Origin of the sequence: Streptococcus infantis (assembly GCF_019929575.1) — a bacterium.
In the GTDB taxonomy this organism is placed as follows: Bacteria; Bacillota; Bacilli; order Lactobacillales; family Streptococcaceae; genus Streptococcus; species Streptococcus infantis_L.
The window spans coordinates 1-14,073 of the sequence record NZ_JAHZPU010000035.1; the positions used below are offsets into that span (position 1 = coordinate 1).

General features: G+C 38.4%; 17 protein-coding genes, 1 pseudogene and 1 other annotated feature. Of the genes and pseudogenes, 10 read left to right on the plus strand and 8 right to left on the minus strand.

Annotated features, from left to right (window positions below; genetic code table 11):
* Positions 1-219 (plus strand): annotated as a pseudogene (locus K1I67_RS08760) (hypothetical protein); the annotation flags it as partial.
* A 121-nt stretch (positions 220-340) separates the two neighbouring features.
* Here the strand turns inward: K1I67_RS08760 and yidA are convergent.
* Entirely contained in the window at positions 341-1,147 is an 807-nt protein-coding gene (gene yidA, locus K1I67_RS08765; protein WP_223339637.1) for a sugar-phosphatase, read from the minus strand.
* Between the two features lie 12 nt (positions 1,148-1,159).
* The gene (locus tag K1I67_RS08770) at positions 1,160-2,464 is read right to left on the minus strand and encodes an HD domain-containing protein (RefSeq protein WP_223339638.1); all 1,305 of its coding nucleotides are present in this window, start codon (positions 2,462-2,464) and stop codon (positions 1,160-1,162) included.
* Positions 2,465-2,535: 71 nt separating this feature from the next.
* Here K1I67_RS08770 and K1I67_RS08775 point away from each other — a divergent pair, with 71 nt between their 5' ends.
* Complete coding sequence (locus tag K1I67_RS08775; protein ID WP_223339639.1) at positions 2,536-2,913, plus strand: DUF1934 domain-containing protein; 378 nt, start codon at positions 2,536-2,538, stop codon at positions 2,911-2,913.
* A 24-nt stretch (positions 2,914-2,937) separates the two neighbouring features.
* Here the strand turns inward: K1I67_RS08775 and K1I67_RS08780 are convergent, their stop codons facing one another.
* Both K1I67_RS08780 and K1I67_RS08785 read right to left on the minus strand, forming a co-directional pair.
* Positions 2,938-4,020 carry a DEAD/DEAH box helicase gene (locus K1I67_RS08780; protein WP_223339640.1) on the minus strand — a complete coding sequence of 361 codons (1,083 nt, stop codon included), beginning with the start codon at positions 4,018-4,020 and terminating at the stop codon, positions 2,938-2,940.
* Positions 4,017-4,994 (minus strand): Gfo/Idh/MocA family protein, encoded by a 978-nt coding sequence (locus K1I67_RS08785; RefSeq protein ID WP_223339641.1) that lies wholly within the window; start codon positions 4,992-4,994, stop codon positions 4,017-4,019. The genes K1I67_RS08780 and K1I67_RS08785 overlap by 4 nt, the downstream gene beginning before the upstream one ends.
* Before the next feature lie 145 nt (positions 4,995-5,139).
* On the opposite strand from K1I67_RS08785, the gene K1I67_RS08790 reads away from it, so the two are divergent.
* From K1I67_RS08790 to K1I67_RS08825, 8 genes are all read left to right on the plus strand, one after another.
* Positions 5,140-5,826 carry a YoaK family protein gene (locus K1I67_RS08790; RefSeq protein WP_223339642.1) on the plus strand — a complete coding sequence of 229 codons (687 nt, stop codon included), beginning with the start codon at positions 5,140-5,142 and terminating at the stop codon, positions 5,824-5,826.
* Positions 5,827-5,890: 64 nt separating this feature from the next.
* Positions 5,891-5,978 (plus strand) — a sequence feature (ribosomal protein L21 leader region).
* Positions 5,979-6,014: 36 nt separating this feature from the next.
* The gene (rplU, locus tag K1I67_RS08795; RefSeq protein WP_000109137.1) at positions 6,015-6,329 is read left to right on the plus strand and encodes a 50S ribosomal protein L21; all 315 of its coding nucleotides are present in this window, start codon (positions 6,015-6,017) and stop codon (positions 6,327-6,329) included.
* 15 nt (positions 6,330-6,344) lie between these two features.
* Positions 6,345-6,689, plus strand: a complete 345-nt coding sequence (locus K1I67_RS08800; protein WP_223339643.1) for a ribosomal-processing cysteine protease Prp — start codon at positions 6,345-6,347, stop codon at positions 6,687-6,689.
* Positions 6,690-6,705: 16 nt separating this feature from the next.
* A complete protein-coding gene (rpmA, locus tag K1I67_RS08805) occupies positions 6,706-6,999 on the plus strand; it encodes a 50S ribosomal protein L27 (protein ID WP_006154204.1) in 294 nt (97 codons plus the stop codon).
* Between the two features lie 461 nt (positions 7,000-7,460).
* On the plus strand, positions 7,461-8,720 hold the full coding sequence (locus K1I67_RS08810) for a UDP-N-acetylglucosamine 1-carboxyvinyltransferase (RefSeq protein WP_223339644.1): 1,260 nt from the start codon (positions 7,461-7,463) through the stop codon (positions 8,718-8,720).
* Positions 8,721-8,736: 16 nt separating this feature from the next.
* Positions 8,737-9,288 (plus strand): GNAT family N-acetyltransferase, encoded by a 552-nt coding sequence (locus K1I67_RS08815; RefSeq protein WP_223339645.1) that lies wholly within the window; start codon positions 8,737-8,739, stop codon positions 9,286-9,288.
* Positions 9,281-10,558, plus strand: a complete 1,278-nt coding sequence (spxR, locus tag K1I67_RS08820) for a CBS-HotDog domain-containing transcription factor SpxR (RefSeq protein WP_000033785.1) — start codon at positions 9,281-9,283, stop codon at positions 10,556-10,558. The genes K1I67_RS08815 and spxR overlap by 8 nt, the downstream gene beginning before the upstream one ends.
* Before the next feature lie 15 nt (positions 10,559-10,573).
* Positions 10,574-11,434 carry a methionyl aminopeptidase gene (locus tag K1I67_RS08825; protein ID WP_045763436.1) on the plus strand — a complete coding sequence of 287 codons (861 nt, stop codon included), beginning with the start codon at positions 10,574-10,576 and terminating at the stop codon, positions 11,432-11,434.
* A 233-nt stretch (positions 11,435-11,667) separates the two neighbouring features.
* Here the strand turns inward: K1I67_RS08825 and K1I67_RS08830 are convergent, their stop codons facing one another.
* The 4 genes from K1I67_RS08830 to K1I67_RS08845 are packed head-to-tail and all read right to left on the minus strand — an operon-like array spanning position 11,668 to position 13,861.
* Complete coding sequence (locus K1I67_RS08830; RefSeq protein ID WP_049476728.1) at positions 11,668-12,216, minus strand: DUF6036 family nucleotidyltransferase; 549 nt, start codon at positions 12,214-12,216, stop codon at positions 11,668-11,670.
* The gene (locus K1I67_RS08835) at positions 12,209-12,496 is read right to left on the minus strand and encodes a hypothetical protein (RefSeq protein WP_020902550.1); all 288 of its coding nucleotides are present in this window, start codon (positions 12,494-12,496) and stop codon (positions 12,209-12,211) included. Before K1I67_RS08835 ends, K1I67_RS08830 begins: the two co-directional genes overlap by 8 nt.
* Positions 12,497-12,498: 2 nt before the next feature.
* Positions 12,499-12,954 carry a hypothetical protein gene (locus K1I67_RS08840; protein WP_223339646.1) on the minus strand — a complete coding sequence of 152 codons (456 nt, stop codon included), beginning with the start codon at positions 12,952-12,954 and terminating at the stop codon, positions 12,499-12,501.
* Positions 12,944-13,861: an IS1595 family transposase gene (locus K1I67_RS08845; RefSeq protein ID WP_223339647.1), complete on the minus strand. Its 918-nt coding sequence runs from the start codon at positions 13,859-13,861 to the stop codon at positions 12,944-12,946. The genes K1I67_RS08840 and K1I67_RS08845 overlap by 11 nt, the downstream gene beginning before the upstream one ends.
* Positions 13,862-14,073 lie beyond the last annotated feature (212 nt).

The window sequence follows — 14,073 nt, forward strand, 5'->3', positions numbered from 1 at the left end:
CTCTATACTGTTTTTTGCAACTCTAGTATATCAGATGAACATGTCTTTTGTGTTGCACTTCATTTTACAACAGGGCCTCAAAAAGAATTAAGAGTTTTCTATAGGAAAAATAAAGATAAGTATCCTGTTAAAAATGACAGTGATTCCTCGTCTTCTTGGTCGAGTGATGATTGGTCTGGTGGTGGTTTTGATGGTGGTGGATCATCAAGTGATTGGTAATGTAAAACTTGTCTATCAATCATCGGTTAGACAACTGCATTTATTATTTCACAATAAGGTGGAATTAAAGAAAATATAGAAAAAACCGCTCTGCTGAGCGGTTTTCGTCTATTCTTTCCTTTTACAGTACCCATGTACGAATGGCATAGGCTACGCCAGATTCGTCATTAGATTTAGTGATGTATTTGGCGATTTTTTTGAGTTCTGGATTTCCATTTTCCATAACAACAGGGTTACCAACAACTTCAAGCATGGCACGGTCATTTTCCTCATCACCGATAGCCATAGTTTCATCTTTGGTCAATCCGAGTTTCTCAGCTAAGTGGGTGATAGCTGAACCCTTGTCTACACCCTTTTTGAGAAGTTCTAGGTAGAAAGGTGCAGACTTATTGATAGAGTAGCGCTCGTAAAATTCAGCTGGTATCTTTTCAATTGCAGCATCGAGAATTTCTGGTTCATCTATGAACATACATTTGACAATTTCCTTGCCAGCCATTTCTTCAGGTGTACGGTAGAAGATGGGCATTCTGACGAGGGTTGATTCGTGTACGGTGTATTTTCCGATATTGCGATTGGCAGTGTAGATACCATCCTTGGTAATGGCGTGCATGTGGACGCCAAGTTTGCGACTGAGGAATTCCATATCTAGATAATCCTCGTAAGTCAAGGATTCGCTGATAATTTCATGTCCTGTAGCAGTTTCTTGGACAAGGGCACCGTTGAAGGTCACTACATAGTCACCCTCATCTCTTAATTTCAAGTCATCTAGAAGTTTGGCAACACCTGCAATGGGACGGCCAGTTGCAATCATAACTTTGACACCAGCTGCTTTGGCATCTTGGATGGCTGCAAATACCTCAGGAGTGATTTCCTTTTGACTGTTGACAAGGGTTCCATCGATATCGACGGCAATTAGTTTAATACTCATATAGTTCCTCTTTTAGTTTTTATTTGGTTTAAAATGATCGTTTTCAATCATGTTTAAAAATTGCTGAGTGATGCTTGCGAAGATGCTATTTTGATCCAACATTTCTTTTGGGAAATAGAAACGATTATCTCCGTGGCGACTGCCAGCAAGGGATTGAACGATAGGAGACAGGCTAGAGAGTTCTGCTAGTTCTCCATTTTTCTGTAAAATCTCAATCTGTGTTCGTGGATTTTCTGATTCGGGACGATAGATATCATAAGGTAGGTCAAAGTTTTTATGGATAGCTGTGTAATAGTCTGGATCAAAGCCGATGTCCTCAACCAATTTTCTCATGCTAGCGAGTTGGTCTTGGTCCTCTTGTGAAAAGGTAATGGATTTAAAGACCTTGCGGTTGACAAAGCGTTGCGACAGGTCTGCAAGTATCTTGTCAGGACTGGTCATCCAGAGCTGGAAGTAGGTATTCATCACACCATCATCCAGAGCCAGATAGTCAGACAAGGTCACATTTTTTTCAAAGAAAGGCAGTAGATGTGGGGATGTATGCGCAAAGAAGTCCTTGTTTTCCTGATAAAGTTCCTTAGCACGTTTCAGAAGATTTTGAAGAAGGACTTCCATAGCACGTGTGGCAGGATGGAAATAAACCTGCATATACATTTGATAGCGACTAAGAACGTAGTCTTCGATGGCATGCATGCCATTTCGTTGAAAGGCAATTCCGTTTTCGATAGGGCGAATAACCCGTAGGATACGTGTCAGGTCGAATTCTCCATAGGAAGCACCTGTGAAGTAAGAATCACGCAAGAGATAGTCCATCCGATCTGCATCAATCTGACTAGAAATGAGTTGAACTACCTGCTTGTTTGGATAAGAATGACTGATGACGCTAGCTACCTTTTCTGGGAAATCTGGAGCTACCTGTAAAAGAACCTGGTGGATCTCTGTTTCAGGACTTTGGATAATTTCCTGGGTAATAGCCTCATGGTCGGTGTCAAAGAGATTTTCAAAAGTATGCGAATAGGCACCATGTCCTAGGTCATGAAGCAGGGCTGCAGTCATGGTTAAGAGGGACTCGGAAGGATCCCATTCTTTAGGATACTTTTCCTCAAAAATCTCTGTGATGCGGCGTGCAATCTCGTAAACACCCAGACAGTGAGAGAAACGACTATGTTCTCCACCATGGAAAGTATAACTGGATGTGCCGAGCTGTTTGATCCGACGAAGTCGTTGAAATTCTTTGGTATTGATCAGGTCATAAATGACTTGATTATTAATGTGGATATAGTTGTGAACAGGGTCACGAAATACTTTTTCATTCATAAAACCATTATAGCAAAAAGCCACAGTTTTTGGTAAAATAGTAGGATAAGAGTGAAGAAAGAGGACTTGAAGTGAAAATTCGAATGAGAAATACCATTCAATTTGATGAACAATTGGAAGTGATCGACCAACTTTATGACGTTGAGTTACGTGAGAAAGGTGATTTTTCCTATCTCCTTTTTTACAATGAAGAGAAGGAAAAAGTGATACTCAAGTTTAATGATACAGAGTTGGTGATGTCTCGATTTTCCAACCCTAAGACCATCATGCGTTTTCTGAAGGAAGCTGATAGTTTAGCCTATATTCCTACACCAATGGGGATACAGGAGTTTATCATCCAAACAAGCTATTATCAAGTTGAACAACAAAAGATTGAACTAGCCTATCAACTACAAAACAAAGAAGGAGTCGTTTTTGCGAACTACCGTTTAGAAATTACCTGGGGATAAGAAAAAGGTTGGCAAAAGCCAACCTTAATTGATATAGAGCTCTTGATTTTTTAGGACGATCTCACGTACACTTGCAAATTTCTTCAGTTTCTTGATTTCTTCGGGATGAGTTACAAGTGTGATCACATAGCCCTCTTTACCCATACGTCCTGTACGTCCAGCACGGTGAGTATAGGTTTCAATATCTCTAGGGACGTCAAAGTTAACCACGCATTCTAGGCTATCAATATCGATACCACGAGCAAGAAGGTCTGTCGCAAGAAGTAGTGTCAGTTGATTATCTTTGAACTTTTCTAGAATAACTTTTCTAAATTTAACGTTGACATCGCTAGCTAGCGAAGCTGCTAAAACATCACGATACTGCAATTTTTCCTCGGCACTACCAAGGTCTGACAAGCTATTAAAGAAGACAAGACCACGGAAATCTTCAACATGTGCCAGTTTACGAAGCATATCTACGCGGTGACGTTGGTCTACCTGCATGTAGAAGTGTTGGATGTTGTCTAACTTTTGATCCGAGAGGTCAATGGTGCGCGTGTTAGGTGCGATCTTATCTTGATCAAATTTGGTAGTGGCACTCATGTAGATGAGTTGGTGGTCACGAGGTGCGTAGTGGGTAATCTTCTCCACAAAATGAATTTGAGAATCATCAAGTAGTTGGTCGAATTCATCCAGAATGATAGTTTCCACGTTCATCATCTTGATTTTTTTTAATTTGACAAGTTCAAAGATACGACCAGGTGTTCCAATAAGAATTTCTGGTCCTTTTTTGAGACGTTCGATTTGGCGTTTCTGGCTCGAACCTGATAGAAATAGCTGAGCTGTTAATCCGATAGCCTCAGCCCAGGTTTTAGTGACGTCAAAAATTTGTCCAGCAAGCTCAGTATTAGGCGCTAAAATCAAGAGTTGTTGGGCTTTTTTCTTTTGGAGTTTGAGAAGACTTGGTAGGAGATAGGCCAAAGTCTTTCCTGTTCCAGTTGGGCTGACTCCTAGAAGATTTTCACCTTCTGTTATAGGCTCAAAAAGTTGTTCTTGAATGGGAGTGAATTCTTGGAACCCCAGTTGATCAATCAATTCTTGCCATTCTGTAGGTAGTTTGGTTTTCATTTTTCTGCCTCAAATCTAATGCCAGCATCCTGGCGCATGGTGTAAAGTAGGTCGTGGACGTGTGTCGCATCATCTAACCAGAATTGGTAGAGTACCTGATTTGGTTGGTTAATCATGTTTGCAAAAGCAGAGACTTCCTCAGTCATGGTGTGAGGTACCTGCTGAATAGGTAGATGTGTTTCATTCCCTTGATGATCTGTAAAAATTGCTGAGCGAACATGCTCAATGGTGTTGAGTGTCAAGGTTCCATCGGTTGTATATATTTCACAAGGCAAATTAGAGGTTATGTTTTTACCTGCCTTGATATGAACTTGAAATTCTGGATATGACAAGACACCGTCTCCATTTAGATCAATGGTGTTATCAAGCTGCTGAGCTTGATAAGTTGCATGAGTCGGTTTTCCAAACAAGCGAACCGCAGCATAGATCGGATAAATCCCCAAGTCCATGAGAGCCCCGCCAGCAAAACGGTCTGAGAACACATTTGGGGTGTTTCCAGCAAGGAGATCAGGCATCTTAGAAGAGTATTTTGCGTAATTGAAGTCTGCCCCTAAAACTTGCTTGTCTGCAAGAAAGTCTTTAATTGTCGCAAAAGCATCTTCGTGATAGTTTCTTGCTGCTTCAAAGATAAAACATTGATTTTCTTGAGCTGTTTCAACTAAATCCTGCCATTCTTGTGGTTGAGTCACCGCTGGTTTTTCAAGGATAACATGCTTGCCAGCAGATAAAGCAGCCTTAGCTTGAGTAAAGTGTAGAGAATTTGGACTTGCGATATAGACAATATCAAATTCAGACTGGAAGAAATCCTCTAAATTATCAAATAGACTAACATTTTGATAAGGACTAGTAAATTGCTGGGCAGTCGTGAGTTTTCTTGAATAAACAGCCACTAACTGGAATTCCTGACTAGTATGAGCAGCTTCTATAAAGTGGTGGCTGATTGCACCAGTACCGATAATACCAAGTTTTAGCATGAAATCTCCTTTTCTACAAGTAATGACTGCTTTCATTATATCACAGATAGACTAAACTAGCCAAAGGGAGACAAATCTTTTATTTGACACTTCGAATTTTCATCAAAAAATGGTACAATAGATTCAGAAAAAATAGGAGTGTAGTATGAGATTATTACCCATGAGAAAAATTTCTCGTCATTCAAAAAGATTGGCGCTTTTTTTGACTTTTTGTGCAGGTTATGTAGATGCCTATACCTTTATCATACGTGGGAATACTCTAGTCGCAGGTCAAACTGGGAATGTTGTTCTCCTTTCTGTTGGTCTCATTCAGGATAATGTTTCAGATGCCAGCGCCAAGGTAATGACCTTGATTTCCTTTATGGTGGGTGTATTCCTCCTGACAGTCTATAAAGAAAAGTTGCGGATTGTAAGAAAACCAATTCTATCCCTTATTCCACTAGCTATTTTATCTTTGATTATAGGATTTGTTCCCTTGACTGTTGATAATATATACATAGTACCGCCATTGGCATTTTGCATGGGACTTGTAACAACAGCTTTCGGTGAAGTTTCAGGAATTGCATACAATAATGCTTTTATGACCGGTAATATCAAACGAACCATGTTAGCATTTGGAGAATATGTTCGCACAAAACATACACCTTTTTTAAGAGAAGGTCTCATCTTTGTCAGTTTACTTTCTAGTTTCGTTTTTGGAGTTGTTGTATCAGCTTATCTGAGCTTATTTTATAAAGAAAAAACAATTTTAGGAATTCCAATTATGATGAGTATTTTTTATCTAAGTATGCTTTCTGCATCTTGGAGGAAAAAAATAAGAAAAAAAGTTTAAATTCGATGATAAATACTTGTCAAAAACTAGGAATCATGCTATACTTGAAGAGTTGACTATGCACAGTCCTGTGCAACCGCACGAACATCGTTGCTTGTTTCTTCAAGTTTAAGTGGTTCGTCCCACGATGCTAGGCGAGTCTTCACAAAAATACGGGGAAACCCCAAAAAAATCATAGGAGGTGCATAATGAGCACATACGCAATTATCAAAACTGGCGGAAAACAAGTTAAAGTTGAAGTTGGTCAAGCAATCTACGTTGAAAAATTGAACGTTGAAGCTGGTCAAGAAGTTACTTTTAACGAAGTTGTTCTTGTTGGTGGTGAAAACACTGTTGTCGGAACTCCACTTGTTGCTGGAGCTACTGTAGTTGGAACTGTTGAAAAACAAGGAAAACAAAAGAAAGTTGTTACTTACAAGTACAAACCTAAAAAAGGTAGCCACCGTAAACAAGGTCACCGTCAACCATATACAAAAGTTGTCATCAACGCAATCAACGCTTAATTTTAAGGAGAACACATGATACAAGCAGTCTTTGAGAGAGCCGAAGATGGCGAGCTGAGGAGTGCGGAAATTACTGGACACGCCGAGAGTGGCGAATACGGCCTTGATGTCGTGTGTGCATCGGTTTCTACGCTTGCCATTAACTTTATCAATTCAATTGAGAAATTTGCAGGCTATGAACCAATCCTAGAATTAAACGAAGATGAAGGTGGCTATCTTATGGTTGAAATTCCTAGAGACCTTCCTTCACACCAGAGAGAAATGACGCAGTTATTTTTTGAATCATTTTTCCTGGGTATGGCAAACTTATCGGAGGACTCTTCAGAGTTCGTCCAAACCAGAGTTATCACAGAAAACTAACACGGAGGAAAACATTATGTTAAAAATGACTCTTAACAACTTGCAACTTTTCGCCCACAAAAAAGGTGGAGGTTCTACATCAAACGGACGTGATTCACAAGCAAAACGTCTTGGAGCTAAAGCAGCTGACGGACAAACTGTATCAGGTGGATCAATCCTTTACCGTCAACGTGGTACACACATCTATCCAGGTGTAAACGTTGGACGTGGTGGAGACGATACTTTGTTCGCTAAAGTTGAAGGCGTAGTACGCTTTGAACGTAAAGGTCGCGATAAGAAACAAGTTTCTGTTTACCCAATCGCAAAATAAGAAGGTCCAGTGAACCTTTTTATCCCGAGCCTTGAAATGTAAAGGCGAGGAAGCTAGAACTAGCATTAAATAAGGCTTTCCGAGTGCTCGGAGAGTCTATTTTTTATTTTGGTATCCAGTTTGCTAGCCAGAATGATTTTTATGTAAAATTCTTGCGGAATATCATCTGTTCAATGTTTTATTTTATAAAAGTTTGAATATTATTGCATATACTTGTAAAGCCAGTCTTTCCTTAACAAATCTCCAACTAAAAATGTGCAGTAAATATATTTGTTGGAAGCCTTAAAAATACAAGTGAGAAAGATTTTTACCAGCTTTGATGAATATGCTAATTAACAATTGTTAACGTCTTTAACATTAAGATAGTTCTGAGCTTAATTATTTTATAGGATTGGCTAATAGTAAGAAATATGGTATAATATAGGGTGAGACCTTCTTAATAAATAGTGAAAGAGTATAAAATGAAAAAAATTGTCATTAACGGTGGGAGACCATTGAAAGGTGAAATTACGATCAGTGGTGCTAAGAATAGTGTCGTTGCCTTGATTCCTGCCATTATTTTATCAGATGATGTTGTGATTTTGGATTGCGTTCCAGACATCTCTGATGTTGCTAGTCTTATTGAGATCATGGAAATCATGGGAGCTAGTGTCAAGCGATATGACGATGTTCTTGAGATTGATCCTCGTGGTGTTCAAAATAAACCAATGCCTTATGGTAAAATTAATAGCTTGCGTGCATCCTATTATTTCTATGGTAGTCTTTTAGGACGTTTTGGTGAAGCAACTGTAGGTTTACCTGGAGGATGTGATTTAGGACCACGTCCGATTGATTTGCATTTAAAAGCTTTTGAAGCTATGGGAGCTAAGACGACCTATGAGGGAGATAATATGAATCTCTCAACCCAAGGATCACGTCTACATGGTGCTCATATCTATATGGATACTGTTAGTGTTGGTGCGACTATTAATACAATGCTAGCAGCAGTAAAGGCTGAAGGTCGAACAGTCATTGAAAATGCTGCTCGTGAACCTGAAATCATTGATGTGGCTACATTATTAAACAATATGGGAGCTCACATTCGTGGTGCGGGTACTGATATGATTACTATCGATGGCGTAGATTCCCTTCATGGAACACGCCACCAAGTCATCCCAGACCGTATTGAAGCAGGTACTTATATCTCAATGGCTGCCGCAGTAGGTCATGGGATTCGAATCAACAATGTACTTTATGAGCATTTGGAAGGGTTTATTGCTAAACTTGAAGAAATGGGTGTTCACATGACTGTTTCTGAAGACAGTATTTTTGTCGAAGAGCAAACAAATTTAAAGGCTATTAATATCAAGACAGCTCCTTATCCAGGTTTCGCAACCGATCTTCAACAGCCCATTACGCCTTTGCTATTAAAAGCAGAAGGTCGTGGTACATTGATTGATACAATCTATGAAAAACGTGTAAACCATGTTTTTGAATTAGCCAAAATGAATGCAGATATTACCACAACTAATGATCACATTCTCTATAAGGGTGGAAATCCTTTGCAGGGTGCAAAAGTTAAGGCGACAGACCTACGTGCTGGAGCTGCCTTGGTTATTGCTGGCTTGATGGCTGAAGGAAAAACAGAGATTACAAATGTTGAATTCATTCTTCGAGGCTACTCGAATATTATCGAAAAATTGCGTAATCTTGGAGCAGATATTGAGCTAATCGAAGATTAGCAATTTGAGGATTGCAATGAATATCTGGACTAAATTAGCAAAATTTTCTTTCTATGAGACGGAACGTTTATATTTCCGTCCCTTCTTTTTTACAGATGTAGATGATTTTCATCAACTTGCATCAGATCCTGAAAATCTTCAATTTATCTTTCCTGCACAAGCAAGTATTGAAGAAAGTCAGTATGCTCTTGCCAATTATTTTATGAAATCACCTTTGGGGATTTGGGCTATTTGTGATAGAAAAGAGCAAAGAATGATTGGAGCTATCAAGTTTGAAAAGCTTGATGAAATTAAGAAAGAAGCAGAAATTGGCTATTTTTTAAAGAAAAACTATTGGTCTCAGGGGTATATGACTGAAGCAGTTACCAAATTACGAGATTTATCCATGAACGAGTTTGCATTGAAGCAACTTTCGATTGTGACACATCTAGAAAATGTTGCTAGTCAGAAAGTAGCAGAAAAATCAGATTTTGTTCTTTATCGTCGTTTTAAAGGTAGCGATCGTTATACCCGAAAGATGCGGGATTATCTAGAATTCCGTTATACAAAAGGAAATCTAAATGAGTAAACACCAAGAAATATTAGCCTACTTGGAAGAATTACCAGTTGGGAAGCGTGTCAGTGTTCGTAGTATATCAAATCGGCTGGGAGTAAGTGATGGTACAGCTTATCGGGCTATCAAAGAAGCCGAAAATAGGGGACTTGTTGAAACACGTCCTCGAAGTGGAACGGTACGTGTAAAGTCAAAAAAAGTAGCTATTGAGAAATTAACATTTGCAGAAATTGCAGAAGTCACAGGCTCGGAAGTTTTGGCTGGCCAAGCTGGTCTGGATAGAGAATTTAGTAAATTCTCCATTGGGGCGATGACTGAAAAGAATATTCTTTCTTATCTTCATGATGGCGGCTTACTTATCGTAGGAGATCGAACACGTATTCAGTTATTAGCACTTGAAAATGAAAATGCTGTCTTGGTAACAGGTGGATTTGAAGTTCATGAAGATGTTTTGAATCATGCTAATAAAAAAAATATTCCAGTATTGCGCAGTAAACATGATACATTTACAATTGCGACTATGATCAACAGAGCTTTGTCTAATGTTCAGATTAAGACAGATATTTTAACGGTTGAAAAAATCTATCGTACCAGTCATGAATATGGTTTTCTACAGGAAACGGATACTGTCAAAGATTATTTAGACTTGGTTCGTAAGAATAGAACGAGCCGTTTCCCTGTCATCAATCAGCATCAGGTTGTTGTTGGTGTAGTTACTATGCGTGATGCTGGAGATAAATCACCAGGTACAACAATAGACAAGGTCATGACAAGGACAGTCTATATGACTGGCTTAGCGACGAATATCGCTAACGTTAGCCAGAGAATGATTGCTGAAGACTTTGAAATGGTACCTGTTGTGAGAAGTAATCAAACTTTACTTGGTGTCATTACTAGACGAGATGTCATGGAAAAGATGAGTCGCTCTCAAGTTTCAGCTTTACCAACATTTTCAGAACAGGTTGGTCAGAAGTTATCTTACCACCATGACGAAGTTGTCATTACAGTTGAACCATTTATGTTGGAAAAAAATGGAGTTCTTGCAAATGGAGTTCTTTCAGAAATTTTGACCCATATGACGCAGGATTTGGTCGTTAATAGCGGACGGAACCTCATCATTGAACAAATGTTGATTTACTTTTTACAGGCTGTTCAGATTGATGATATCTTGCGGATTCAGGCTAGAATTATTCATCATACGAGAAGGTCAGCTATTATTGACTATGACATTTATATCAATCATCAAATCGTATCAAAAGCAAATGTTACTGTAAAAATTAATTAGAAACTAGGAGAAAACATGATTACATTAAAATCCGCTAGAGAAATCGAAGCAATGGATAAGGCTGGCGATTTTCTTGCAAGTATTCACATCGGTTTGCGTGACATCATCAAACCAGGTGTAGATATGTGGGAAGTAGAAGAATATGTGCGTCGTCGTTGTAAAGAAGAAAATTTCCTACCCCTACAAATTGGTGTTGATGGGGCAATGATGGATTATCCTTATGCAACTTGTTGCTCACTCAATGACGAAGTAGCTCATGCTTTTCCACGCCACTATATTTTGAAGGAAGGCGATTTGCTGAAAGTTGATATGGTTCTTGGTGGGCCAATCGCTAAGTCTGACCTCAATGTTTCTAAGCTCAATTTTAACAACGTTGAACAGATGAAAAAATATACCCAAAACTTTACGGGTGGTTTAGCTGATTCTTGTTGGGCTTATGCTGTTGGTAAACCGTCAGAAGAAGTTAAAAACTTGATGGATGTCACCAAGGAAGCAATGTATAAGGGAATTGAGCAAGCTGTTGTCGGAAACCGTATCGGAGATATCGGAGCTGCTATTCAGGAATATGCTGAAAGTCGTGGTTACGGAGTTGTTCGCGATCTTGTAGGGCACGGAGTTGGTCCAACTATGCACGAAGAACCAATGGTGCCTAACTATGGTATCGCAGGTCGTGGTCTCCGCCTTCGTGAAGGCATGGTCTTAACCATTGAGCCTATGATCAATACAGGTGATTGGGAAATCGATACAGATATGAAAACAGGCTGGGCACATAAAACAATCGATGGTGGACTATCATGTCAGTACGAGCATCAGTTTGTTATTACAAAAGATGGCCCTGTAATCTTGACAAGTCAAGGCGAAGAGGGAACTTATTAATCAAAAAAGGAGCTGAGCTCCTTTTTTGATTCCTTCAAGTTGAAAATAAATTTGCGTAGCAGATATCTTACAAACGTTTTCTTTTATAGTAAAATAAAATATAACTAAATGAAAGTAGGTTCTTAATTGGAAAGTATTTTATTTTTGGGAACTATATACCAGTTTACACCACCAACAACATATTGTATTTATGAGAATATCAAAAAAGGCGACTTCCAAACGGAAATCGTCTTTTAATAATGTCTAAATTCTTCATAATGTTCACTCATATATTCTGCCAACCATTCCATACCATAGGCTATCTCAAATACTTCCAATATCAATGAAAGGTCTGGTTGAAAACCATATTCTTTGAGTTTATTGATAATATCTTTTATAGAACGAATTTTCACTAGTTTAATAATTTCCCCAGCATCCTGCCTATCTCTATCTCGTCCGCTGTCTAGTTTCATTCCGAGAATGTAAGATAATGGTGGTACAAAAACAGTCAAATTTGAATAGCTAAATGCCTTCTCACAGATAGACAGTGGCGGTATTTTATTCATATTTGCAACATTGTTGTTCAGCCATAACTCATCAGGCTCATTCACATCAAAATCATCGCCAACTTTCTCAATAATGCTTCTGATTTTAGCATCTTCTTGATAAAAGGCATCTACATCTTGTGTTCCTCGGAGATTGTAATACTCCAGAACAAAACCACCAACACAGATAATTTCTAGGTCAATATTTTCCTTAGCTAATTCTGTATTGAGAGCCTCAAATAAAACTTTCTTATCCATAGTTACCCTCTCTAAAGAGTTTCAAAATATCTTTTGGCTGACTTTTACGGTTCGCCTGCAAAACGTGTTCTCTTGTGTGTGTACCTTCTGTTAAAGCATCTTGAAGGGTTATTTTTTGGAAAGGTGTTAAGGTAGGATTTTTCAACAATTGCTCTACATCATCAGTAGTTAGTTTAGTCTCCTCATCTTTAATGACCTTATAAAGATAGCGAAACCACAAATCACCGTCACTTCCAGCATGTTCACTAGCTCTCACCATGTAATCGTACCATGTTGTCATTATTATTCCCCCTCATCTTTTCTAGGGTTATAGTGCATTGCTATCCAAAGTTTTTTGTCAAAATCAGATAACTCTTTTTTCTTCTGATGAATGCAATCGTTCAAATCAGGAAATTTGAGACTGTATTTTTTCTCAAAAAAGCTCTGAAACTCCTCTTTACTTTCTGCAATATCAACCAAGGCTTCTAACTCTGCCATTTGTTTGGCAATAGCCTTTCTGTCAATTCTCTTTTGACTATCTCCAAGTACGTCATAAACACAACGTTTTGTTAGTTGAGTATAAAAAGAGCGATGTTCAGTAACAAAATCAAAGGAATAGGTCTTATCCCAGAGTTTGGTGTATTTATTGTAAAAACTATCTGAAAGACTGACCTGATAACCAATCAGCTTACTATCAACTCTACGAGCGATGGACCTTTCCAATTCAAAATGTAGGTCATGTAATGTATTAGTAGCCATAAATCAGCTCCCTGTATTTAGTTCGGACACAGGCATTTGAAATCAGGAGATTAAAACGCTCACTATCCGAATAGTCACGAGTATTATAACGAAAAACAAATTCATCTACATAGTCTTGAAGATATTTCTTAGACCACGAATGGTAAATTCCTAATACTCCACGTTTCAATCCAGCCCAAAAGCCTTCAATCGTGTTGGTATAAACATCACCTTGCACATACTCACTAATTCCATGATTAACAAAGTCATGATTATACATCTTAGCCACTTTATTATAACCCAGCCATTCATCTGTGTAAAGTTGAGCTGTTTCCTTTACGTATTTGACAATCTGTTCAGTCAATGTTTTCGTCTTTGTATCTGGAACATGATGAGCATTAACTTTACCTTGACGTTGTACCATGCCTACTACAGCAGATTTGTCTTTCAATGAACGCCCTTGAGCATTTTTGACTTTTTTGGAGTTATGACGGTTCTTGTTTTTACCACCTATGTAGGTTTCATCAACTTCCACAACATCATCAAGACTATTGTTGTTTTCAGAACTAAAACACTTACGGATACGTTCCAGCATGAACCAAGCTGTTTTTTGCGTAACACCAATATCTTTTGATAATTGTACAGATGAGATTCCTTTTTTGTGAGAAGTCACAAGCCAAAATGCCATAAACCATTTACGAAGTTCAATTTTAGTATTATCAAAAAGAGTACCAGTCTTGACATTGAAGTATTTTCCAGTATTTTTACAACGGTATTTGTTACCTTTACATTTGTAGACCTTTGAGGTAGCATCAAAAGGGCTGATAATCACATCGCCCCAAATCATATTTTCTAAATGGTCAATACATGACTGTTCGTCTGGAAAAGCAGATTGTAAATCAAATAATGATTTAAACTCAAACTTCATAACTGGTACTCCTTACTTCTTGATTATATTATATCGAAAATAAGAATGATTGTCAACAAAAATGTAAACTTCTACTATGCAAAAAGCCAGAATTTTGATATAATAGAAGTATCAAAAATAAAGGAAATTAAGTATTATGAACGCAATCACAGCTCACAGCTCACAGCTCACAGCTCACAGCTCACAGCTCACAGCTCACAGCTCACAGCTCA